General features: G+C 41.4%; 20 protein-coding genes. 4 read left to right on the forward strand and 16 right to left on the reverse strand.

Features of this window, described 5'->3' with window-relative positions:
- Nucleotides 1-123 precede the first annotated feature (123 nt).
- The 3 genes from OGI71_RS24315 to OGI71_RS24325 form a co-directional block, all read right to left on the reverse strand.
- Entirely contained in the window at nucleotides 124-2,094 is a 1,971-nt protein-coding gene (locus OGI71_RS24315) for a transglutaminase domain-containing protein (protein ID WP_282252628.1), read from the reverse strand.
- A 250-nt stretch (nucleotides 2,095-2,344) separates the two neighbouring features.
- On the reverse strand, nucleotides 2,345-3,613 hold the full coding sequence (locus OGI71_RS24320; protein WP_282252629.1) for a carboxypeptidase-like regulatory domain-containing protein: 1,269 nt from the start codon (nucleotides 3,611-3,613) through the stop codon (nucleotides 2,345-2,347).
- Complete coding sequence (locus OGI71_RS24325) at nucleotides 3,600-4,178, reverse strand: sigma-70 family RNA polymerase sigma factor (RefSeq protein ID WP_282252630.1); 579 nt, start codon at nucleotides 4,176-4,178, stop codon at nucleotides 3,600-3,602. The genes OGI71_RS24320 and OGI71_RS24325 overlap by 14 nt, the downstream gene beginning before the upstream one ends.
- A gap of 81 nt (nucleotides 4,179-4,259) precedes the next feature.
- On the opposite strand from OGI71_RS24325, the gene OGI71_RS24330 reads away from it, so the two are divergent.
- Both OGI71_RS24330 and OGI71_RS24335 read left to right on the forward strand, forming a co-directional pair.
- Nucleotides 4,260-6,125, forward strand: coding sequence for a von Willebrand factor type A domain-containing protein (locus OGI71_RS24330; protein ID WP_282252631.1), 1,866 nt, complete (start codon nucleotides 4,260-4,262; stop codon nucleotides 6,123-6,125).
- Between the two features lie 303 nt (nucleotides 6,126-6,428).
- Nucleotides 6,429-6,839 carry a hypothetical protein gene (locus OGI71_RS24335; protein ID WP_282252632.1) on the forward strand — a complete coding sequence of 137 codons (411 nt, stop codon included), beginning with the start codon at nucleotides 6,429-6,431 and terminating at the stop codon, nucleotides 6,837-6,839.
- Nucleotides 6,840-6,963: 124 nt separating this feature from the next.
- Here OGI71_RS24335 and pstB read toward each other — a convergent pair whose 3' ends face one another.
- Genes pstB through OGI71_RS24355 form a run of 4 tightly spaced genes read right to left on the reverse strand, consistent with a single transcriptional unit; the run spans nucleotide 6,964 to nucleotide 10,295 of the window.
- A complete protein-coding gene (gene pstB, locus OGI71_RS24340; protein ID WP_282252633.1) occupies nucleotides 6,964-7,710 on the reverse strand; it encodes a phosphate ABC transporter ATP-binding protein PstB in 747 nt (248 codons plus the stop codon).
- Nucleotides 7,700-8,557: a phosphate ABC transporter permease PstA gene (gene pstA / locus OGI71_RS24345; protein WP_282252634.1), complete on the reverse strand. Its 858-nt coding sequence runs from the start codon at nucleotides 8,555-8,557 to the stop codon at nucleotides 7,700-7,702. Before pstA ends, pstB begins: the two co-directional genes overlap by 11 nt.
- Complete coding sequence (pstC, locus tag OGI71_RS24350) at nucleotides 8,547-9,437, reverse strand: phosphate ABC transporter permease subunit PstC (protein ID WP_282252635.1); 891 nt, start codon at nucleotides 9,435-9,437, stop codon at nucleotides 8,547-8,549. The genes pstA and pstC overlap by 11 nt, the downstream gene beginning before the upstream one ends.
- A gap of 6 nt (nucleotides 9,438-9,443) precedes the next feature.
- A complete protein-coding gene (locus tag OGI71_RS24355) occupies nucleotides 9,444-10,295 on the reverse strand; it encodes a PstS family phosphate ABC transporter substrate-binding protein (RefSeq protein WP_282252636.1) in 852 nt (283 codons plus the stop codon).
- 300 nt (nucleotides 10,296-10,595) lie between these two features.
- On the opposite strand from OGI71_RS24355, the gene OGI71_RS24360 reads away from it, so the two are divergent.
- A complete protein-coding gene (locus OGI71_RS24360) occupies nucleotides 10,596-11,375 on the forward strand; it encodes a hypothetical protein (RefSeq protein ID WP_282252638.1) in 780 nt (259 codons plus the stop codon).
- A gap of 26 nt (nucleotides 11,376-11,401) precedes the next feature.
- On the opposite strand, the gene OGI71_RS24365 is transcribed toward OGI71_RS24360, so the two are convergent.
- The 7 genes from OGI71_RS24365 to OGI71_RS24395 form a co-directional block, all read right to left on the reverse strand.
- Nucleotides 11,402-12,064, reverse strand: a complete 663-nt coding sequence (locus OGI71_RS24365) for a DUF6266 family protein (RefSeq protein ID WP_282252640.1) — start codon at nucleotides 12,062-12,064, stop codon at nucleotides 11,402-11,404.
- Between the two features lie 344 nt (nucleotides 12,065-12,408).
- Nucleotides 12,409-14,301 (reverse strand): alpha-L-fucosidase, encoded by a 1,893-nt coding sequence (locus tag OGI71_RS24370; protein ID WP_282252642.1) that lies wholly within the window; start codon nucleotides 14,299-14,301, stop codon nucleotides 12,409-12,411.
- Between the two features lie 42 nt (nucleotides 14,302-14,343).
- The gene (locus tag OGI71_RS24375; protein WP_282252644.1) at nucleotides 14,344-16,041 is read right to left on the reverse strand and encodes a RagB/SusD family nutrient uptake outer membrane protein; all 1,698 of its coding nucleotides are present in this window, start codon (nucleotides 16,039-16,041) and stop codon (nucleotides 14,344-14,346) included.
- A 2-nt stretch (nucleotides 16,042-16,043) separates the two neighbouring features.
- Entirely contained in the window at nucleotides 16,044-19,457 is a 3,414-nt protein-coding gene (locus OGI71_RS24380; protein ID WP_282252646.1) for a TonB-dependent receptor, read from the reverse strand.
- A gap of 204 nt (nucleotides 19,458-19,661) precedes the next feature.
- Nucleotides 19,662-20,834 carry a FecR family protein gene (locus OGI71_RS24385; RefSeq protein WP_282252650.1) on the reverse strand — a complete coding sequence of 391 codons (1,173 nt, stop codon included), beginning with the start codon at nucleotides 20,832-20,834 and terminating at the stop codon, nucleotides 19,662-19,664.
- Nucleotides 20,835-20,898: 64 nt separating this feature from the next.
- Entirely contained in the window at nucleotides 20,899-21,435 is a 537-nt protein-coding gene (locus tag OGI71_RS24390; RefSeq protein WP_282252652.1) for an RNA polymerase sigma-70 factor, read from the reverse strand.
- A gap of 307 nt (nucleotides 21,436-21,742) precedes the next feature.
- Entirely contained in the window at nucleotides 21,743-22,237 is a 495-nt protein-coding gene (locus OGI71_RS24395) for a hypothetical protein (RefSeq protein WP_282252654.1), read from the reverse strand.
- A gap of 177 nt (nucleotides 22,238-22,414) precedes the next feature.
- Between OGI71_RS24395 and OGI71_RS24400 the strand changes: the two genes are divergently transcribed.
- A complete protein-coding gene (locus OGI71_RS24400) occupies nucleotides 22,415-23,461 on the forward strand; it encodes a fatty acid desaturase (protein ID WP_282252656.1) in 1,047 nt (348 codons plus the stop codon).
- Here OGI71_RS24400 and OGI71_RS24405 read toward each other — a convergent pair.
- Entirely contained in the window at nucleotides 23,433-23,936 is a 504-nt protein-coding gene (locus tag OGI71_RS24405; RefSeq protein ID WP_282252658.1) for a helix-turn-helix transcriptional regulator, read from the reverse strand. The genes OGI71_RS24400 and OGI71_RS24405 overlap by 29 nt on opposite strands.
- A gap of 439 nt (nucleotides 23,937-24,375) precedes the next feature.
- The gene (locus OGI71_RS24410) at nucleotides 24,376-24,990 is read right to left on the reverse strand and encodes a DUF417 family protein (protein WP_282252660.1); all 615 of its coding nucleotides are present in this window, start codon (nucleotides 24,988-24,990) and stop codon (nucleotides 24,376-24,378) included.
- Nucleotide 24,991 lies beyond the last annotated feature (1 nt).

A 24,991-nucleotide genomic window follows, 5' to 3' on the forward strand; every position in this document is an offset into this window, starting at 1 on the left:
ATGCTCTAGTTCGAATAATTCTGAATCTTTAATCATTTTATTTATTATTTTTTGATATTCAAATTTATCATCCCTATTTAAGTTTATCGTCAATATAACATGAAGTTTTTGTTAAGGCGACGATTATATTTTTTTTAGGGAAATATCCAGTTTTTGCGCCTGGATAATCCGGCTAAAAAACTCTTTTAGATCAAAATACTCTTCGGGTAGAAACAGCGGTTTATTAAATTGTGTTGCGCTCTCAATAAGTAGAATGTTTGGATCTGAATTGCTGACTTTAAAAATATAGCGGGCTGCCCGCTCGGGTAGTGCCATACTGATATTTTTTAATTTTGTCTCGGGGGCGTACGTATACCCTTTTGGCAATTTGATTTCCATATAGCTTTCTTCCTGGATCAAGGATCCAAAATCAATTGGGTAATTTCGTTCGGTCAGATTAAAAGGATTTTTGGTGGTTTTGCTTTCAATGTAAGGATTGAAAGCGAGTTGGTCGTTTTGTAGGTTGGCAAAATTTTCAATCTCGATTTCAAACTCTTCGGCGAGTGGTTTGTCTAAGGAGTCCCTGTTGGAAACCTTAAAGCTATTGATTTTGATACGGTTGTTTTCTTCATCCCATTTTTCGTAAAATTCCTCTTCTGAATTGCTACCCTGTAAACGTTCGCGCATTCTTGATGCAAGATAGCCATTGCGGGAGGTTACCCATTTTCCTTTTAATGTACCGTTTTCCATGAGTTCACCAAAGAAGAAATTACTTTGTGAAGAGGGGAGTTTTGACTCGAGTTTCACCCAGTCAGACTCACCAATTAAGGGAATAGAACGGCCTTGATAGTTGACGCATTTTAAAGGAATGTTGCCGAAGGGTTCATAGGGAGAGGTTGCATCCAACAAATAGTATTCCTCACCAAGTTTTACCTGAGCAACAACATGGTTGAATTCCGATATCGCAGGGGCGTACAGTCCAGCATAACCATTGTCGCGTGTCGATAAAATAACAGGAATAGCCTCTAATTGGGCATAACGTAGTGCATTGACCAATCCGAGATTGATGTCGGCACTATTGCCTGTTCTTTTTTCAAGCGCTTCTTTGATATTTTTCGCATAGATCGAGTGCTTATTGTTCCATTTGATCCGTTTCTGAAAATAAGCATAGAGGCGGGAGGCTTTTGTGATATCATTATTTGCCCCTTGTAGTACAGGTTCGATAAATTCTTTTAAGGCTCCTTTTCGCTTGACCTGACCACCAAAACTTTCATCTGCGACCAATTTTTCCCGTACGTTCTCCCAGGTTAGGGAGAAGTCATTTGTGGGGCCCATAGGGACACTGTACCGTCCGAGTTCAAAAAAGAGAATGGACCGAAAGTTTTTAGAGGAGGTCATATAGTCTTCACTGTGGAAGGCCGGAATATTCTCCATGATATAGGTCGTTTTGCTGCCCAGAATATCACCGATTGAACTTTGTAGCCCAGTGTTGTAATTATCAGTTTTGCGATCTTTGATGGGAAATCCCCCCTTTAAATTGGACTTATAATGACAGATTTCCGGTATGCGCGTGACATACTCACTATAGAGCTTGGGGAGTTCTTCCTGAAATTCCCAAGCATTGAGGTTGAAAATAAAAGGCGATTCCGTTTTGTAGCGATATTCAATAATTGTTCCCTCCTGAACCTGCGGAATGGCAGCCTTGGTTAAGGAGATATTTTCCGAAGAGTTTTCGTTAAAGATGTTTGCCTTTGTCATTTCAGTTTCGACGACTTTATCCCCCTGGAGGTGATAGGAAGCTCCTTTGATGTCGGTGACAACCTCGCGTTCATTTCCGCTTTTGTAAAGTGGAATGGTGAAGTTTGCATGGTTGTAGCCTTCCTTGTTCAATATTTTGATCCGAACATGTTTGACGAACTCGACGACCAGGCCGGTATGTTTGGTATAGTTGACCTGTGCAGAGCCGTATTCCCGAATGACAAATGCGTTGGCTGCAGTGTCCAATTTGCCAATATCGATCGCGAAATCCTCTTTTTTTACTTTACCGAATGAAAAATCTTGGGCATGAGCCCAAAAACTGCCGAGAATAAGCAGGCTGGTGAAAAAACCTTTCATAAAAAGTCACTATATGGTTAAGAATTATAGTGCTAATGTATGAAATAATATTAAATTTTATAAGTAAAAAAAAATCCGTTTAAGTTGTTGTTGAACGGCCCTTACATGGGTTATTACGTAGTCTTTAATTTTTTAAATACTTGCTGAACTTAGTCAAGCTGATCGAAGTGTGGAATCTAGCCATGTGTTTTGACACCATGATCTCAAAAAGAGTGTTTTTTAGCGAGTTAAAGCCCTTTTTTGATGGGTTTTAATACGTGAAATCAAAGGTCAGCGTTACATATCGGTTGTCCTCACCCTTCCATTTTGGTCCGGAAAGTAAAATCTCCTTGGCCTTGTTGTCCAGATAATCATTGGCACTTTGTAAGATATTGATATTGGACGGGAAACCATCTTTATCGATATAGAAATTCAAACGTACAGCACCTTCGTATCGACTGTTAGCTGTTTTCTTTTTAACGTAATTATTAAATGACTTCCATCCCCAAACGGGTTCAGCACTTTTTGTTTTCCGGGAGGACATGGTTGTAACTACTACCTCGTCAAGTGTCGCACTGGAAGGTTGTAATTTTATATTCAGGTTTTTGTTGCGACGCATATTTAATGCAACTGTGTTATAACCTACAGCCATGATATCAACCAGGGAGTCTACTGTGCTCGGTTGGATGGTGGCCTTACCTTGAACATCTGTATTTGTTGCCAGCTTGCTATTGGGTTGCATGATGGTAACACCTGATATCGGTAAGCCAGTTTCTTTGTCACGTACAGTCACCTGTAAAGGACTACCAAAGGTCTGTGGGGTCACATTGACGCCAGCTATCCTGCCAGCGAGCGCATTGCTTTGATTGACCTGTTGACCTCGGATCACAACTGAACTTCCGGTGATACTCTTTTTCGCTTGGGGGGTATAACCAAATACCTCCACACTGTCTAACATTTTTGAATCAGCTATAGCTCGGTCCCTGTGGATGCCATTATTCATTTTTTCAATCGGAGCTATGCGTGTCGATGGCTCCTGATGTGCTGGCACTGTCTCCTCATTATATTGACCAAGATTGGAAGATTTACTGTTGTCCGCCAAGCGAGGACTGTCCTGCTCTTTTATACTAGGGTCAATGGTAGATGAGGCCGCTGTGTCATGTTGAGGAATCGATTTTGACGAAGGGACATCAGCCGGCATAGCGGCATCTGCTGTACGCTTTGCCTCCGAAGGGCTTTTCTGTTGCTGGAAATAGAGAATCCCCGCACTTAAAACCGCGACTACTGTAGCGGCAATGGCCAGTCTTTTCCAGTCAAAGACTTTTATTTTAGCTTCTTTTTTATGTTCGATGCGTTGTGCGATACGCGCGTTGAGTTCGGAAGGAACAGTACGGTTTTGATCCATTTCTATACCCATAAGAATATCCGCCAACATGGGATCACGTTGGGCCTCACGTTCAATGGCGTACATCTCTTTGGGAGAAAGTTGGCCATTGACGTATTTCTTTAAGTACGCTATGTCATAATTACTGTCGCTCATTCCAAGCCTCCATGCAATTTTTTAAATTCCGCTTCCCATTTTGGATGTAACTTTTAACTTCATTTAAGCTATATCCTGTCGAGTCGCTGATCTCTTTGTAACATTTTTCCTCCAGAAAAAAGAGTTTGACGGACTGTTGCTGTTTGTCCGGTAGTTTTTCCAGACAGCCTTCCATTGCAGTCAATTGTTCCTCTTTTTCATCCTGTTGTTCATACTGATGCAGATCTTCGGGATATTTCACAAATTCATCCAAAGAAATTTGTGATTTGTTCTTTTGTGACCTTAAATACATCAGGCAATGATTTTTGCTCAACACATAGAGCCATCTCGGAAAGTCTTTGATTTCTTGCTTATTAACTTTGTAGATGAGCTCTTCAAAAATATTCATCACGGCATCTTTACTCAATTCTGGATCTTGAAGATACCGTAAGCAGACATAATAGACCATTTCGGTATGTCGTTGATAAAGGTTCCCCAATACCTTGAGATCAGATACCTCCTGATATTGTTGCAAGAGCCCCTGGTCTTGCGTTGAATCCTTTTTTGACGACTTGAATGCGAACATTTTATTTGCTAAAAATATTTTTTTTTTCTGGTTTATGGAAATTTAATATTTGCTGCATCCCTTGACAAAAATTTGAACGATATGAGAACAATACTTTTTTTAATGAGCATGTTGCTATCTCTTGGTGGATATGCCGGCCAGCAATACGAAGTGAAAGGGAAGGTGACGGATGCAAAGACCAAATTAGCGTTAAGCGGTGTGGTGGTAACAAATGTGCAGACCAACGAACGCAAATCCACTGACCGTGATGGAAATTATCAGATCAAGGTCACTCCCGGTAAGACAACTTTGGAATTCAGTTACCTCGGTTATATTACACAGCGTGTCGAGGTAAAAAGAAAGGGTAAAGTCGATGTCGCAATGGTACAGGATAACCGTACACTTGATGAAGTTGTCATTATGGGCTATACTCCAAAAGCGAAGCAGAGTGTGGTCGGTTCAGCACAAATCGTAGCAGCATTGTCTGGACAGGTTGCGAATGCAAACATAAGGAGAATGCCTTATATATCCGATCAAAATCAGGAATCATATCAGAAAATCAAGGAAAACAAGTTTATCAATCCAATGAAGGAGCCGTTGTCAACATTTGCTGCAGATGTGGATGCTGCTTCATATAGCAATATCCGTCGGTTTATCAATGCGGGCAATTTACCCGATAAGGATGCCATACGTGTTGAGGAGATGATCAATTATTTTCAGTATAAGGTAGCAGGACCAAAAAATGGCGAACCAGTGAATATCGTAACCGAATTAACTAAAGCACCGTGGAACGATGCGCATCAATTGATGCGGGTGACGTTAAAAGCCAAAGATATCCCGACGGACAAACTCAAAGCCTCCAACCTGGTTTTTTTGATCGATGTCTCAGGATCGATGATGGGGCCAGGGCGATTGCCTTTGGTGAAATCTTCCTTGAAAATGTTGGTGGATCAGCTGCGTGATATTGACCGTGTTGCTATTGTAACCTATGCAGGTTCGGCCGGAGTGAAATTGGAGAGTACAAGCGGTAGTCAGAAAATGAAAATAAAAACAGCCATAGATGAACTTGAGGCTGGAGGAAGTACTGCCGGTGCTGCAGGGATCAAAAAAGCCTATGCCATTGCCCGCCAAAATTTGGTTAAGGGTGGAAACAATCGGATTATCTTGGCTTCCGATGGGGATTTCAATGTAGGCGAGAGTAGCGATGAGTCTATGGAGGAACTGATCAGTAAAGAGAGTAAATCTGGTGTTTTTTTGACCGTGCTTGGCTATGGTATGGGAAATTTGAAAGATAGTAAGATGGAGATCCTAGCAGATAAAGGGCATGGTAACTACGCATATATCGACAATATTTCCGAGGCTCGGAAAGCCATGGTCACCGAATTTGGAGGAACATTATTTACAGTGGCTAAAGATGTGAAGATTCAGGTAGAGTTCAATCCGAATTATGTACAGGCCTACCGCTTGGTCGGCTATGAAAACCGTTTGCTTGAAGCGGAAGATTTCAACAACGACCAAAAGATGGGCGGCGATATGGGCGTAGGTCATGTTGTTACCGCGCTGTATGAGATCGTCCCTGTCGGTGTCAACTCGACGATGGTGGGGACAGTCGATCCGTTGAAATACCAGCAGAACTCAACCAAAAATAGCGCGGTCAAAGGAAATGGGGACCTGGCAACAGTCAAATTCCGTTACAAAGAACCTGATGGTGAAAAAAGTAAATTGCAGCAACAGGTGGTACAGGCTAAGGTAACCGAGTTGAATCAGGTCAGTGAAGATTTACGCTTTGCAACTGCTGTGGCCGAACTGGGGCTGTTACTTCGTGATTCGGACTTTAAACAGGAGGCTAATTTTGATCGTTTGATCGTCCGAGCGAAGGCTGCAAAGGGAGCAGATGATGAGGGCTATCGTGCCGAATTTATCCGAATGGCAGAAAATGCACGGGACTTATCGAAAACGAAAATGTAGGGAGCTTAAAATACAAGCTAAGTCGCATTGACATTCAAGTGTTGGGGAAAAGGTGGAGAAACAGCTTGGGGCAGTTGATAAAAAAAATCGCTGTTCCAGGTTGTTTTATTTTTATGGCTTATTTCGAAATAACACTTGTCGTTTGGTTGGTATTAAGTTTGAATAAATAGATTTTGGAAAATAGACAACTGAAAATCATAAATAAATAGATATTTTTAGGGACAAATAATTGCTTATTGTGCTGTGTGCCAAAATTGATGCTGGTGCAGGCTAATAAAGAATAGACAAATAATACAATTTTGAATGAAAAATTTCCTTTTATGTTGTTTTCTTTTAATAGGAATAGGGATACAGTCACAAGGTCAGAATAAGGCGCTCAACAAACAGCAGACAATAGCTTATATCAACAAGCTGTATAAGGTTGCCTATCGTTATAAAGAAACCAAAATTGACACAGTTACAGTGGATGGAAAGACCCTGACTGTTTTTCTGTCAACGGGTCAGCATTATCGAAGTGATATCTCGAAATCTGAACCCCTTATCATTGCACGAGTAAAATCCGGTTATCAGATTCGATATAAATCCGCGGCCAATACGGAGGAAATTTTGTGGGCCATCCAAACCGAAGATGATGCCAAACGTTTACAAAACGCGCTACAGCATTTGATCGGTTTACTAAAAACAGAAAAGAAGACTGATCCTTTTGGAAGTTAACATCGCCTTTTCGTACTTGAGCTAAACTTTTTTCAGCAATAATGTTCGGCAAGACACGAACTCGCCGAACATAAGAGAAAGTCTGGGGCATACACAGGATGTGCGATTCGGATTGCTGAAGGGGTTAACCAAAATGCCCGCTGATATAATTACGCGTGGTTTCGTGTTGTGGATTGTTAAAAATCTGATGCGTATCGCCTTGTTCAATAATCTCCCCAAGATACATAAAGACGGTTTTGTCGGCGACACGTTGTGCCTGTTGCATATTATGGGTGACAATAACTATTGTATATTTTTTTTTCAGATGGTGAATAAGTTCCTCGATCTTTAGGGTACTCACAGGGTCCAATGCCGAGCAAGGTTCATCCATCAAAATAATTTCGGGACGCAAGGCTACCGCACGGGCGATACAGAGCCTTTGTTGCTGTCCCCCGGAAAGTCGGGTAGCTGGTTTTTTCAGATCATCTTTTACCTCCTCCCAGATATATGCTTCTTCCAATGCCTTTTGTACGGTTGTCTTATCTGCTATTAGATTGTTGATCTTGAGACCATAGCTGATGTTTTCGTATATACTTTTGGGAAATGGATTGGCTTTTTGGAATACCATACCCACACGCTTACGTAGATCCGTAACCTCGATATCTTTTTGATAGATCTCGCGACCATCCAATTTGATATGTCCCTCTATTTTGGCTTCCGGATAGAGATCATGCATACGGTTAAAACTTCGCAAAAGGGTACTTTTGCCACATCCTGATGGTCCGATCAGCGCCGTAACTTTATTTTCCTCAAATTCGATATTGATATTTTTCAACACCTGTTTGCTCCCAAACCATAGGTTGAGATTTTCAGTGACCAATTTACTTTTCATTATTTCTAAACTTATATCGAATATAGAAAGCTGTTAAATTCATGAGGAAGACCACAATGATAAGCACCAATGCTGTTCCGTATGCAATAGGTCTGACCTCCTCAATCGACTGATGCTGCGTTGATAACATGTATAGGTGATAGGGCAGTGCCATAAACTCCTGATTGAGGTTACCAAAGGAATTCGTGATATAGAATGCGGCTCCTGTAAATAGTATGGGTGCTGTTTCGCCGGCCGCTCGGGAAAGCGTCAGGACGATACCTGTGAGTATCCCCGGTAGAGAGGCGGGCAGTACCACATCTTTGATCGATTCGAATTTAGTGGCCCCTACAGCTAGTGCTGCCTCCCGCATGCTTCGTGGAATACGGAGCAGAGCCTCCTCCGTTGTGGTAATGATATAGGGAAGGGACAGCAAGCCCAAGGTCAGTCCGGCAGACAAAATCGACGTGCCGAAATTCAGGGCCTGAACAAAGAGTGCCAGACCAAACAGGCCATAGATAATCGAGGGAACACCGGATAAATTACGGATGGAAGCTCGGATCGTGCGGGTCAGCCAGGTATTCTCTGCGTATTCGTTGAGGTAAATGGCACAACATATTCCAAAAGGAATGGAAAATAATGCTGTTATCAAGGTCAGAAATACCGTACCTATAATCGGCGTAAGAATACCTCCCCGTGTCATACCATCGGAAGGTAGTTTGGCGATGAAATCCCAGGATAGCACATGTGAGCCTTTCGTAAAAATATCGTATAGGATTACGCACAAAAAGAAGCATACAAGTCCTGTGGAAAGGAGAAGTGTGCCCCATTCGACGATCGGTGCCAGTTTTTTAAATTTATGCAGCATGATATTTTCTAAAACGGTTAATAAAATATTCACCAATTAGATTGGCCACCAAGGTCATAAAGAATAAGACAATCGCTATGGCAAACAAAGCATAGTAATGTGTGGTCTGATAGGGGACTTCACCCATTTCGATCGCAATTGTTGCGGTAATGGTTTTGACAGAGTCAAAAAATCCTTTAGGAAATATCGCGGCATTCCCCGTGGCCATCAATACAGTCATGGTTTCACCGATGGCTCTTCCCAGTCCAAGCATAACGGCGGCAATGATTCCTGGTGCTGCAGCAGGAATCGTAATCTTGCGCAGCGTTTGCCAACGAGATGCACCAAGACCATAACTCGCTTCACGGTAAGTTTGCGGTACAGCATGGATGGCGTCTTCGGAAATTGTAATGATGGTGGGAAGGGCCATAATGGCCAGTAAGATTGCTCCATTTAATGCATTAAGCCCATTGGGGAGGTTGTTTAGATCTGCTATTCCGGGACCAACCAATACGATTCCCAAAAAGCCGATCACGACTGAAGGAATTGCTGCAAGCATCTCAATGGCTGGTTTTAAGATCGTCTTGAGTTTGGGACTCGCATATTCGGAAATAAAAGCTGCGGTACCCACACCCAGTGGAATGGCAATCAGCATCGCACCCAATGAAACAATTGAGGTACTTACGATTAATGGCAGAATGCCGTAGGCTGGTTCTGCTGCTGTGGGATTCCATTGGCTTCCGGTGATAAAATCCAATGGCGAAACATCCAGAAAGAAGGCAATTGCATTGTAAAGCAGCATGAAGAAAATACCGCCCAAAAGTGCAAGAACCAGATATCCGGTAGACTTGAATATAATTTTAGCGATCTTATCGATGGCGACTCGTTTTTTGTACTGCATGTTATTTTATTGAATAAGGTAATAACCTGAGTTTTCGATGATCTTGGTCCCTTCTCCTTTGGTTTCAAATTGGATAAATGACAGCACTTTGGCCCATGATTTTTCGGGAATAAACTGATAGAGGGGACGTTGAAAAAAATATAATCTATTTTTTATTGCTGTAGGATCTAAGGGCGATATGGCATTGGAATCTGCATCATTTTTAATTTTCAATACTTTGATACCTTTGTTATCCTGAATCTTTTTGGAAATATAACCGGCACCGACATAACCAATACCAGACTTGTCAATTTTAATGGCTTCCAGTATTTGTGCATTTCCGGTCATTTCTTTTGCCTTTTGGCTATAGGCTATTTTTAGCTTCTTGCGAATAAACGAATAGGTTCCCGAACTGCTCTGTCTACCATAGATATTGATTGGAACATCCTGTCCAGAAACAGATTTCCAGTTTTCTACCTGACCACTCATAATTTTTGATAGCGTTTTCACATCGATTTCCGTGATCGGATTGTCGCTGTGGACAACAAAAGCAGTGGCATCTTCGGCAAAGACAACGGTTTTCAGGAGCATGTTCTTCTTTTTGAAGAGAGCCTGTTCTTCTTCGGTCAATGGACGCGATGAGTTGGCGATATCTGCCTGCCCATTCAATAGGGAAGTAATACCAAGTCCCGAACCCCCGCCGGAGATAGCCATACTGAATGTAGGGTCTGTCTTATTGTACGCTTCGGCTAGATTAACAGCAAGATTCACTTCGGTATCCGAACCTTTCATTTTGATCGTATGATCGGTATTACCGCAGGACCATAACAGGATACTGAAACCAAGAAGGACAGTAGAAATAAGACGATTGAAAGCCATATCATTCATTCTTACTAAGTTAAACACAAGAGGAATGATTTTGTGTTAGGTTTGTGTTATCTTATTGTGAATTAATATTTTGTAAACACATTACCTCGTATCGACTTTAATCTATTTGGATAATCCATCCAGCAGACAGCTAAATAGTGTTAAAGCGTTTTTATAAACTGAAATGATTTGATAGATTGTGGTAATTTTTACAAAGGACAATTATTAGTGTTTCGAGCGAATTAGCGAGATAATAACAGTTTATTTCTTATCTCATATGCGTATATTTTCGGTTCTTATAATAACCTTGTTATGAGCGTTTCTGTTAAGTTTTTATTGCTGTTAATCATTATTTGTTTATTTAGCTACTTGCGTCCAGTTTATGGCCAAAAAGGAAATGAATATAGGGGGATAATTTTGTCTGCTGATACCATGTTGTTCCTCCGGGGAATTAACCTTTTAAATTTGAATTCAAAAAACCATACTGTTTCGGATGTTTATGGGAATCTTGTCCTTGACTATAGATTCGGTGATACCATTGAATTCAGACATGATCACTGGGAAACGAAGCTGGTTTATGGAGACAAGCTAAAGGATTCTGTCTTTCTAAAGAAACGGTCTATCGTTCTCGATGAAATTGTGATAACAAGGAACCGACATAACAACGAAATAAATGATTTAAAAGAAATAGAAAAGGAGAAGAACAGGAAGGGCGGTATCTATTATGGTGGAAAGCCACCTATTGCACTACTGAATCCCTTTGGAGGGAAACCGATCACTTTCTTCTACGAGCTTTTTAGCAAGAATGGAAAACGAGCTAGAGCAATGGAGAAAGATATCCAACATACGATATTGGAAAACAAGGTTGATAGCACCTTTAATAGGCATACGATCAAAATAGTCACAGCTATAAAAGATGAAGAAATTTTATCTTTATGGAGAGCTATAGACCCACTGCCGAGCAGGTACAATCCTGGAATACTTATGATCTGTACCTTTATATACAAAGAAGCTATGAATCATTTACTGCGAAACGAGAATAGCAAATCTGTTTATTGTCTAAGGTATTGGGCATATAGTACCAGCAGTTAGAAAAGGAATGCTTCCTGTTTCAGAAATTATTCTTTTTCTAGTGTTACTATACCCAGATAAACGCTATCCATGCTGCGATTGCTGCCATCTGTTGCTGCGAAACCAAGATAGAGGTGAAACATGGAACTGCTATTGACTTTAGGCAGTTCAATTATCTGGGATCGCTGTTCGATGCTGTTTCCCAACAGCAGTCCGGCGGATGTGTGCATCGGATCTTCCGGTAATAAGAGCACCATGGTTCTAAAGTCAATTAACTCATGGTTCAGCAATTCCTTGGTCACTTTGGGCTCCCATTTTATTTCGAGTTTGTCGTCTACGATCTCGGTGGATGTGGAAATGATCATGTTTTCCAGTCCTCTGCTAATAGCAAATTTTTCATAGTTGATTGCAGGTCCCTGTTCACCGAGGAGGACTGCATGTTCAAGATGATAAGACATCGCCGCATTAAATGCGGTCATATTTTCCTTATATCGCTGAAAACCTAAGCGGAAAAATTTGGTGAACTGACCCAGAAAAGTTTGTGTAAAGGCAAATTTACTTCTGTTTTTATTCTCAATGTCAGATAGTTTTCTTCCTTTCTTGACTTTAGGAAGCGAACGTACATAGGTGATATCCTTCCATTTGCAAAACACGACAGCGCCAACCTTTCCGGATGGAGCACCATTTGCTCCATTATTTACTCGTGCCATAATTTTTTATAATTGGTTTGATTCTTTTAACAGACAAGTAGGGGAAAAGTTTGCCTCAAGCAGTATACTAATTGTAAATTAATTGATACAAGACAGGGATATAATAGGAAGATTATACGTGTTCATCCGAATGAGGTCCGTATAAAGTCCGAATGAGGTCCGTACGAAGTCCCTATTAAATGAGAAGAAATCCCCTAGTTAAATCCTAGTTGAAGGCCAGTTTTTGTATTGAATGGAAGAGGCCCGCTGTTTGTGATTACTGCAAAAAAAAACAGGCATTTCGCCTGTTTTTTAGGATATGGTAAATAGAAAACGTTTTATTTCCATACTGTTTCGTGCAGCAACTATTTGTATAAGCTAAATTCTGCTACAGAAAAAGATTTTCCGACGGTTTCTTTGGGTGTAAATCGAATAAACTTTGCACTAGTGGGGGTACTTAGACGAATGGTCTGTTCAATTGGGTTTGCCTGGATATTGGAAAATTCTCCTGTATGGAGGATAGCCCATTTGTTGCCGTCATCGCTGGTGGCTACTTCATACTTGAGTACCATTCCATCGGACTTTCCATCCTGACGGGGAAGATAACCGATCGCCGTTACGGGTTGTTTCGATTCAAACACAATGGCATTCTTAACTCCGTTAACCACCTCTATCGTCATAGGGTCTGCATCGATGCTCTTCGGTAGTTTGGTATTGATTTTAAAATCATTCCTTGTCAATTTCGTATAATTGGCCGAAGTATTTTCAAAAGCAAATGGTTCCACAAATTCCTTGAATAAGCCGAAGTCACTCAATGTAGGCGCAACTGGGGCATAAAGCCGAATTTTTAGTTTTGTCGCTGTTACCGGATGCGGTAGTTTAATCAGTCGATTGCCACCGATACTGGTCGCTGTAGCCAAATGCTCCCATTTGCCATTAACCTCTGCTTGGACGACCACGCTATCCAGTCGCTGGCCTAATTTAATATTTTCACGCAGCCGGATCAGATCAAACTCTTTTGATCCTGCGAGACCGACCTCCAGTTCAGGATTCAGAACTTCGTCATCAGAAGCATAATAACTGTATCTATCTTCATCCAGAATGAGGTTAGGTGTAAATTTTTTCGAGTTGGCGCGTAGATTGGAAGCGTTGACTGTCGCCCCATTGGCAAGATTAGTACCGAAGGTTTCTTTCAGTTTTTTTCCGAAAGCCTGTAATGATTTGACATCATTCGGATGTAATTGTCCAGCCGGCATAGGGGCTAAGCCAAGATCCAATGCTGCACCCCGACCTACTGATTTCAAATAGATCGAAAACAATTGATCCGGTGTTTTTACTTTGCTGTCTTCTTCTTTATGGTAAAACCAGCCGTGCCGCAAGGGTACATCACATTCCGCTGGAATCCAATGCGCGCCATTTCTTGTTCCTGATGGTGCCTCTTTGTAATCAGCTTGTCCCGGTACTGCTGGATGACCGTCTATACCTTTGGGTGAAAAAGTAGCCCAGCTTGTCTCATCGGCAAATCCACTTTCATTGCCAACCCAACGGATATCCGGTCCAATATCCGAAAATATCACTGCCAAAGGCTGCTTTTCTCGGACAATAGGCCATGTTTTTTCATGCCAGGCATAGTAAGTTGCCCTGTCGATTTTGCGCTTCTCATTCTTACCGCCATAGTATCCGTCCCCGCCATTTGCACCATCATGCCAAGAAGTGAATAGTTCGCCGTAATTACTCATTAGCTCGGTCAGTTGTGCCCGGTAAGCATCCGCGTAAGCTGGAGTACCATAGCGTGTGTCATGTCTGTCCCAGGCCGAGAGGTAGAGGCCAAACTTTAACCCCTTTTGGTGGGTCGCCTGCATAAATTCCTTTACCATATCTCCTTTGCCACCTTTCCATAGAGCGCTTTTGACACTATATTGTGTTGTTGAGGTCGGCCATAGGCAAAAACCATCGTGGTGTTTTGCGACGGAAATAATCCCTTTAAATCCACCCGCTGCGGCTGCGTCTACAATCTGTTGGGCATCGAACTTGGTCGGATTAAAAATTGCCGGATCGGCATCCCCAAATCCCCATTCTTTATTTTGGAATGTTGTTGGCGTGTAATGAATCAAACAGTACATTTCCATTTCCTGCCATAGCAATTGCCGTTCCGTGGGAAGCACCCCATAGGGTTTGGGCGCATCCTGGGCAGACAATACCGATGGTATGATCAGGCTGAGGAAATACCCCAGTATTCTTTTATTTCGTGTATTCATTGTCTTTAAATTTATGAACATGTCAATGACTGATTATTATCCTTATTGCCAGCCTGGATTCTGTTTATATGCTCCGGGTTTGCCCTGTGTCAATGTTATCTGATCCAGTGGTAATGGTAAATAATAATACTTATCGTTCCATTGACGGCCATTGGTAAAATTGGTATTGACAATAATCAACGCATTGTTGTCGGTAGTAATTTTGCTTACATCGTAAGTATATTGGCTCCGGAGACTGGCATTGAGTTTCATACCTCGCACAGTTTTAATACCCTCAATCAACTTGCCTGCTTTCCATCGTTTGATATCGTTGAAACGAAATCCCTCACCGATCAGTTCCACGCGCCGCTCTCTTCGTATTTCATAGAGTAAAGGGGCCACGGCATAGCCGTAATTCACTGCATTGGGATCCGCCTGCACCGCAGTGGTTAGCTTTGGCATACCAACGCGACTACGCAATAGATTGATGCTTTTGTCAAGATCCATTTGTGTAATAGTACCCCCCAATTCATATTTTGCTTCTGCAAAATTCAGTAGGACTTCAGCATAACGAAAGATAAATGAATCAATATCGGATTGGTTGGCGACAATTTGTGCCGGATCGCTTGAACGGCCTTTGATCAGCCAGTAACCGCTTGAGGTCTGGGATGTTCCGATATTGGGTAAACCATAGGTTAGCACGGGATTGGTGTTATATACAAATCCGGGTGTTGCTATAGACTGGATATACCTTGGATCTCTATTTTTTACCTCATTAGCTGGAGAAGCATCGTCATAAGCATAGGACGTTAACCCAATGGGTTTGCCATCTTTGAAGAGATAGGAGTCGAGGAGATCTTTTGTTGCTCCAGTATTACTTTCCCCTGATTGGCGGGTGTAATTTTGCGTTGTTGTCCCAATGATATAGGCCCAATGCATAATCGTTTCGGGATTGCTTTTGAGATCCTGCTGGATAAATAAATTGAAGTAGTCTTGATCTGGAGCACCTGTTGTATATAATTTATACTTGCCGGCATTGATAAGCGCTTCGGATGCGGCCAGTGATTTTTGCAGCACCGGAATTTCATTGCCAAGCTGATGGTATTTTCGAAACGTTCCTTCCCATAAGGCAATCCGTGACAGGAGTGCATTGGCAATATCTTTATTGAGGCGTCCTGTCTCCTCACTGCCTTTATTGGGCAAATTTTGTACGGCGAATTCCAGGTCCAAGATGACCTGATCCATGACAAGGTTGCGGTTGACACGGGGGCCATAGAGCTCTTCGGAGGTATCCTCCAGGTCAGTGAGTACCAACGGAACATCGCCAAAATCGCTTACCTTTTGCCAATAGAACAGTGCCCGGAAAAAGCGAACCTCAGCGGCATAGAGTGCCTGGTTATTGGTTTGTGCATTTTCGTAGCGTTTGAGAAAATAGTTGCAACGGCGTATATTCAACCAGCTGTCCGCATTCCATCCCCCGCCGGAAGCAGGGACGGCATAGGTGCCTGATAAAAGTGGGTCCGATGAAGACGGCAGCATGTTATCCGAATTATTATCAGACCTATAGTCATTTACCTGGGGTAGATTATTGTAAAAGGTGTTTGCATAAAGCTTCAAGTCGTTTTCTGTTTTAAAGAATGTTGGTTCACTGAATTCACTCTTTGGAAAACGGTCCAGAAAGCTGTCATTTTTGCAACTATATAAAACGATCGAAGCGCCAAAAACAAGCGATATATGGAGTATGTTAGTTATTTTTTTCATGATCAAAATCTGATTTGTGCACCAAATGAAATGTTTTTGCTAAGTGGATATGAAGTTCGATCCAATTGTTCCGGATCAAAATTTCCGAACATCTTCGTAAATGTCAGGATATTCTCTGCGGAGAAGAAAAAGCGTACCTGCTGTACTTTTATTCTTTCAGTTAGGGAGGACGGCAGCGTATACCCTAAGGTGGCATTCTTAAGACGCAGATAAGCCGCATTCTGCAGGTAACGCGTCGAGTTTACACCAAAGCCACCGTTACCAAAGCGTACCCGTGGGAAATAGGCGTCCGTATTTTCAGGGGTCCAGTAGTCCAGCTGATTTTTTGTTGGAACATCCCATTCGCTGCCGCCGAAGGCATAAAAGTAGGACCCGGACAAATTCGCATCCCGCTTGCCTACACCTTGCAGAAATAAGGTAAGATCGAAATTTTTGTACTCCCCACCCAGACGTATCCCGTAGGAATAACGCGCTGTCCTATTGCCGATAATGCGCTGATCACCGGGATCCGCTAGTGTGTTGCTTCCATTGCTAATCTTTTTGTCGCCATTGATATCTTCAAATTTGATATCTCCGGCAAGCCATGTCCCCTGAAATAAACGCGATTTATCCAGACCATCATTGGCCTCGGCATCACTTTGATAGAGTCCATTGGAGGTATAGCCCCAGATTTCATCGATCTTCTGTCCGACGTAACGGTCGGCAAGCTGCCCTGTTGGGTTCAGGTCATATCTGGTAATTTCTGCGCTGTTGTCGGCCAGATTAAAACTTGCAAAATATTTGAAGTCGTTTTTATAATTACTGTATTTAATTTCAAATTCCCAACCAGTTGTTTTAAGATCGGCAGCATTGCGTCTGGGGGCGCCAACGCCGAGAATAGCCGGTAGAGGCTGACCCGGTACAAGCATGTCTTTGGTATCGCGTCGATAAAGATCGAAGGAACCGCTCAGCTGGTTGTTGAAAAGAACAAAATCCAAACCTAAATTCTTCGAGGTCACTTTTTCCCAGGTAAACAGGGAACTGACTAGGCCCGGGGCAGTTACATAGGCCTGCGTTGCAGAACCAAAAATGTAAGAGGTCAGACCCTTCGGCATAGTGGCGATATAGGGGTACAGGTTCCCAATAGAGGGATTGTCCGCTTCAATAACCTGATTGGGTAGTGTGCCGTATGAAGCCCTAATTTTTAATTCATTGACCACAGGTTTTGCAAAGCTCATAAAACTTTCGTTTGATAAGCGCCATGCGACACTGGCCGATGGACTAAAAACATAGCGATCTTTTGCAGCGAAACGGGAGGATCCGTCATAGCGACCATTGACTTCGATCAGGTAACGGTCATCGAAAATATAATTGAGCCGGAAAAACTGTCCGATCAATGCCCAGTCCAACGGTGTTGAATTGACAATGGGTTTGTCGTCGTTGTTTAAACCCAGGTAAGGGAAATCCTGGTTGATCAAATTTTTCGCCTGTGCTGAAAAAGAACTGTAGGACTTAGATTCCTGGTTATAGCCTACCATTGCTTTTAAATAGTGTTTTTGGGCAAAAGTGTTTTCATATTCAGCATATATATTGATGGCCGAATAAATATCCTTCGAATTTCCTTCATAGACAAAAGGAGTCTTGTTGTGCGGGTAAGGACCTAACAAAATAGCATTATCGGGGTTGGTCATATCCTTTCCCTCTGGGACCGCACCATACTCGGAAAATGACTTAATATTGATCTTATTGTTATAATGATAAGCGTTCCAGGTCAAGTCACCGACTACTTTAAAATTTTTGATCGGGGCGATCTTAAAACCGCCTGTTAGCCAGATATCGTCAGCGCTATAGGTATTACGCCCATTGAACTCATTCATTGCAAAAGGATTGGTAAAGTTTCCTTGTCCGGCATAGTGACCATCGGGATGCCGGATTGGCATAATCGGTCTTAAATCTGCAGAAATGCGGTCGCCGTAGATACCACTGATTGCCGCGGATGGGGCTGGTTTATCATCCTCTTTGCGATTAAAGCGAAGTTTTGTGTTTAAATCCAACCAGGATGTCACTTTGGCTTCCAGGCCCAAATTGGCATTGTAGCGTTCAAATTTCTGATTTGCTGCTTTAAATAATCCTTTTTGTCCCAGATAACCTAGTGATGTATTGTAACGGATCTTCTCACTGCCACCGGTGAAATTTAAATCGTGTTGATTGAGTGGAGCCCATCCTGGGAACATTTCTTTCCACCAGTTGGTATTGCCTGTATAACGATAACGTGATGGATTGGTCGGATCGATATACACGGCATTTTCGGGAATCGGGTTTTCCATATACCGCTTAATTCCTTCGATGTCCCGATCTGTCCATACGTCCGACCCCCGGGCACTACCCGAAAGATTGCCACTGCGATCGGCATAGTTATAGGCCTCAACATATTCCAGCGAATTGACCGTATTGGGAATGATCGTCGGTCTGGAGAATGCCTGGTTAAACGAATACGTAAAAGCTGTTTTGCTATTGAACTTGCCCGACTTGGTTGTAATCAGTACAACACCATAAGCCGCGCGTCCACCGTAGATTGCTGCTGCGGCGGCATCTTTTAATACGGTTACACTTTCGACATCTTGGGGGTTCAACTGATTGGGATCCATCTGTACTCCATCGATCAATACCAGTGGACCACCACCACTTAATGATGTGTACCCACGAATATTAAAGGAGGCACCAGATCCAGGCCTGCCATCGCCCAGGCCAATATTGAGGTTGGGAATGGCTCCCTGTAAACCCGCACCGACACTGGTAATCATTCTATTCTCAAAGACATCTGATCCGACTGTGCTCACAGCACCGGTCAGGTTAATTTTCTTTTGAGAACCGTAACCAACGACAACGACCTCGTCCATGATACTTTGGCTAGCGACCAATGAAATGGTCACAGCGGAACTTGAATAGGAAACAATCTGGCTGGTATAGCCCAAGCTGTTGAAACGGATTTTGGCGGTATTACTGGATACTTTCAACAAGAAATCCCCGTTTTCATCCGTTTGCGTGACACTGGATGCCCCGACTTCCTGTACAGTTACATTGACTATAGGCACTCCTTTTTCGTCAACAACTTTGCCTTTGAAGGTTAAGTTCTGCATAGCATCAGAAACATTTCCTTTAATGACGACTGTCTCTCCGTGAATAACGTATGAATAGCTGCTATTGCCAAACAACTTGTCCAGTGAAGTATTTAAGGTCGCATTTGCGACCTGTAAGTTTGCTTTTTGGTTTTTTAAAAGACCATCTGCATAGACAAAACGTACCCCGGTCTGTTTGGTGATGTTTTTGAGTACATTTTCTAGCTGTTCATTCCGTGCGTTGACGGTTACCTGAGCGATAGAGGATGCGGATGCACCTAAAGTAGAAGCCGCAATGAGAAATCCAGTTAATTTCATCTTAATCAGGTTTTTTAAAAATCTATTCCCATCCGCTGGGCACAGAAAGTTTTTTGAATAAAAATTTTTATTCATAATTTGGTAAAGAATTAATGGTTGACAAAGTGTTAATTCAATCTTAAAAGCGGAGGTATTTGCAGTACCTCTGCTTTCATATACTATAATTGGTTGTGTATTTTTTATTTCATTTTATTTCCTCCATTTTCAGGTTTTATTGATTATTAATATGTTGCTGTCAATTTTAAAGTTATAACCTGTCAAGTCTTTTAGGGTACTGCAGATCTGTGCTAAAGATGCATTTTTATTGATCCCACCTTCGTATTGTTTGTCATCCAGTATACAGTCTATTTGCAATTGAACACCATACCAGCGGCTGATTTCATCCATGATCTGTCTCATGTCTTTATTTTTAAAAGAGAAGAATCCATCCTTCCAGGAGCTTGCTTCTTCAGGATTCGGAAGTGGTAATGCAGCAAGTCCCTGTGCTTGTAGTAAAATCTGGTGACCTGCGTCAATAGTCATATCTTTTCCTTTGCCCTTTACCTTTATTTTTCCTTCAGTCAATTGGACGAGCGGATTAGCGCCACCGTAAGATCGGATATTAAACTGTGTGCCAAGTGCTTTCACTTCCATTCCATTGCTTTCGACAAAGAATGGCCTATTGAGATCTTTGGCAATGACAAAGAAGGCCTCTCCCTGCAGTTTGACTCTTCTTTCTCCTGCACTAAAATTTGCATCATAATCAAGGCGGGAGTCTGGTTTTAGCCAAACTTTTGTGCCATCACTCAATTCAACTTGATAAGTGGCCCGTTTAGGGACAATCAAGCTATGTTTTGTTCGTGTTGAAGCCGCCGGATTTGTTTTTTTGTAGATCAAGAAATTGTTAGCGATGGATAAGTCAGTTTGCAATTGTTGTTCAGGATCTACGGATAAAAAGAGGGTATCCTGACCCTCAATAGCCAATTTTGCAAATGTATTGCCTGCCAATACATCATTCTTTTGTCCATAACTGTCATCTTTAACGATATAATCTGCTGTACCTGAGGTTTGAGTCCATTTTATTCCTATGACGAGCAGTAATGATGCGGCGACGAAAGTCCCTGTCCATAGATATACCTTTTTAGATCGGTACCAGGGTAAACGCTGTGGTGGAAATGATGCCTGGAAACGTGCCAGCTCATCCTCCATTTTGATCTTACGGATATCAAATGGAGTCTCTATTGTTCCATTGTTAAGAATTTCTTCGATAAGCGTCTTGGATACCGGATATTTTTCCAATAGCTGTGCGATCTCCTCTTCCTGCTTTTGAGAAAGGACGATACCTTTAGCCTTGAGCGCTATTAGCTCTGCCAATACGATTTTATCGGATTCTATCATAATTTAAATGCTAAGTAACTTAACTGAGAAAAAAGGGTGGGTGAAAAAAGGTGAAATTTATTTTTTATTTATAAAGAGTTGTAAGTAAGCTTAATAAGCTTATGATCGATAAAGAAGTGAACTTCTCACGCAGCATTTTTAGTGCGAGCTTCCGTTGTGATTTTACGGTGTTGACAGAGATGTTTAGCTCCTTAGCGACCTCTTCGTATTTCTTACCTTCCAGGTAAATCAAACGGCAGACATGCTGGCAGCCGCTCGGTAACCGTTCCAATTCCCTATGCAATTCACTGATCACTTCGGCTTTTATAATTGAAGTAAGGAGGTCTGTGTCATCTAGCTCGTCATGATTTGACAACATCGTGTATTTATTAATGACTTTGGCCCTGCGCAGGTGGTTCATAGCCATATTTTTGACCGTGCTGTATAAGAAGCTTTTCTGTACAGCTGCATCCTTGCTGAGCAGCTCAGGGAGATCCAATAACACGACAAAAGCGTCATGCACAATATCTTTTGCCAGTTCTTCAGAACTGACCATCGGATAAACAAACACACAAAGACGGACAAAATAGTCTGTAAAAAGTTGTTCAAAGGATGACTTCATTGCTTTGGATTATATCATAGGTTTTCAAATTGGTTTCCTTTCAGTACAAATGTCGTATTTTATTTTGGCTCTCTATTCGAAAACTGGATATCTTATAACATAACGACATCAATATAATAAAGACGACCGAAAACCACAAATGTCCGGGAGAACTAAGAATATGATTTCTTGTTGTTCATTGCTGGGCACGATAGATCTCTTTTTGCATTCGTCCGGTATGATTCAGAATCAATTGCAGTAGGCAAAAAAAAACAGGCTAAATGCCTGTTTATGTGGTATGATATGGAAATGAATCTCCTGAGGATGCTTAAAATAAAAGTATTGTGAAGATTGGAATAAGTGCGACCATCGAATACATCACCGCGACTCTTTTTTGGAGATATAGACTGATTGATAGTAATAGCTCACTGTTTTCAATGCTTTCTATTGTTCCTCCATTGCCCATAACAGAGGGACTTACTTCAACAATTTGTCCTTGTTCATCCTCAATTTTCCAGGCTGACATCCACATATTCCGTGTGCTCCACTTGTATTTTTTGTCAATTAGACTAATGGTTGCCCCTCCTGTCCAGTTGTTGTATTCGATATCACCGATCAGCTCACCGTGTTTATTGCGTATTTCCGTATAAGGGTTGAAAAGCCCTTTGTTTTTAAAACTATATTGATCTGAGCGGATAGAGACGTTGGCGTCCAGAGTCCAGTCATTGGATTCCAATGAACCGATCAGGGTATCGTTGTTGTACAACTTTGATTTGTTTCCCAATAAGTTGTTTTTCCAGTTGTAAATAGATCTCTTTTCCATAATGGTCTAGTTTAATATGTTTATTTTTCAAATTAGTATGAGGTCAGGGAAGTATGTTACAGATTTTTGAAAAAAAATAGAATAAATATTTTTTGTGCCCCTTCCTATTGTAACAGGAAGGGTAGCAGGTACATCTAATAAAAAAATCAGTACTTTTGCATACAAAATCACATTACATTGACACATCAGCAAAAGTCGAGTCAGATCAGAAAGGAGATAAATCTTTCCTATCAACAGCTTAAAAGGGCTTATCCTCTATTAAAACTTCAGAATAGTATCGGATTGGCTATATTTTTAATTGCTATTATTGCTATCCTTGCTGTATCGATAGGTTGGTACAAAACACTTGTTCCTACCTGGTTGATGATTGTTGCGAATGCTTTTTTTATGGGGGTTCTTCATGAAATCGAGCATGATCTTATTCATTGGCTTTATTTTAAAAAGCAGAAGACTGTGCATCATCTTATGCTTTTCACCGTTTGGATCTTACGTCCGCTGACAGTCAACCCTTGGATCCGACGTACCTTACACCACCATCATCATAAATTTTCAGGGACATTACATGATGTGGAGGAGCGTAGTGTGACCAATGGCGAACGTTGGACAATTAAACGTCTGTTGACAACGCCTGATGTAGTTTTGGGTGGACTACTGCGTTTACATCGTATGTTTAGTGATATGGATCGGGAAGTCAAGAATGGAAACCTGAAAGTGGAGACATCGTCAAAATTGAAACAGATCATGTTTTTGAGTATTGTACCTGTGACGATTTTTGCACATGCCATCTTATATTTCTTCTTTGTGGATGCGTTATTGGATTGGTTGAATGGATATTCTGTCGTGGATTTGAGTTTTCCACACTATGTGGATAACATGTTGATAAGTCTAAATGTGATTATTTATACGATCCTGTTGCCTAATTTACTGCGGCAGTTCTGCTTGCATTTTATCACTTCCAATATACATTATTTCGGTGATGTGGAAGAGGGGAATGTGATCGAGCAGGCGCAGGTTCTGAACATCTGGTGGACATATCCGATGCAATTATTCTGTTTCTTTTTTGGCTGGACACATAGTATTCATCACTTTGTCGTCAATGAAACCTTCTATGTGCGACATATCGGTCGCAAGAAAGCACAGGAAGTGCTGAAAAAGTACGGTGTTCGATTTAATGATCTGGGCACTTTTAAAAGGGCTAACCGTTTTCGGGAATTTTCCAAGTAACGTCACCTTTCTTTCGGTATTCTTTATAGTTGCCTTGTTGTTCATATGTAAGTGCACCTTCTTCGCAATAAGCGGAAAGATATACGGAGAACTTGTTGCTTTGACTTTTGTCAACCCCCAATTCATTTAGAACCTCCGCTACGCGTTTGGGATGATGAAAGAAATCAGAGTGGTAAACCAGCTGATCTAGTTTCTTATTGATCGAGATTCTTTCTTGCACGTCAGGAGAGAGTGAATAAGGCGGATTGAATGTAATATCGTCCTGAAAGAAAACTTTGGGTTGGATCTCAAGACTATGACAAAGTAGGAGGAAGTTGGTCATGGTGAGATCTCGGCCCTTTTCTATGCCATTTAACGTCCCAGTGGAAATTCCTGTCAGGTTTGATACATCTCTCAAAGAATAATAGAGTTCATTACGCCTTGTGCGAAAGCGTAAACCAATCCATTCCAGTCTGTGTTTGTTATTATCCGTCATGAAACGAATTGAACAACAATTTGCGCAAAAAATAGATTATTATTTTGTTTAAAAATTTGCTTTTATATTTTTTTTGTTTATATTCGTTATAATATAGCATTAAAAGAGTATGTCATGTTTTAATTTATCTTATATATTATTTAATCTTTATGTTTATATAAGTATTTGTTCTTTAAGTGATGTTTTATTGATGTTGTGATTTCTTTAGAGATATGTTTAAAAAATTGCAAAATAGCCCTATATTCAAGTTCTAGTGGTGATCTAGAGCATACCAATGAAAAATAAATAAGATAGAAGTCGACTTGCCCGGCTTCGGTTTTCCACAGAATCCGACAAGTTCCGCCGAGGCTGCGGTAAGTTACTTTTTTCTCTTTTAGTAATGCTTATAATTTTCTTATTTTTCGTATTCAAGTGTTCCTTTTACGCCAGAACCATCAAGTTAGAAGGTGGATTTATTGGCCAGTATGCGCTTTGCGCTATCGGAAGCAATGAGTATCCCTGTTGCTAGCATAATAACATCTTTTATTACCAAACGGCCTGCTGCGGATAGGTAAGGAAAGCCAACATTTGGTGAAGGGAAATCACCATCTAGTTTTGGTACAAAGGTCTCAGGTGTGGTTATGAGAAAAGTTAGTGTCACGATGGACATCCCTATCGTAAAAATGGCGCCCCATAAACCTATTTTTGGAAACCAGATTCCCAATAAAGTCATCGAACTGATAACAACAATCACAAAACCCAACAAATAAGCAAAGGTATATGTCCCATTTTGCTGATGCCAGCTCATGTTTTTCTTCACCATCAAGCCTTCTGGATTTTTGAATAGCTGATATTCAGGAACCAGTTTTCCATTTTTATCCTCGGCATATTTTCCGGTGTTGTGGTAAAAGAAATTCATAAAGGGACTATTGATGACAAATGGTACAATACCATCTGCTTCGTATTGATACACTTTTAAACCACCTATCCAGGCCATGACGATAAATATCGCGATGCGGGCAAAATTGATAAAGCTGTTTTGGCTTCTCGCGAACATGTTTATTATTTTTTCCATC

The organism is Sphingobacterium sp. ML3W (assembly GCF_029542085.1).
Taxonomy (GTDB): Bacteria; Bacteroidota; Bacteroidia; order Sphingobacteriales; family Sphingobacteriaceae; genus Sphingobacterium.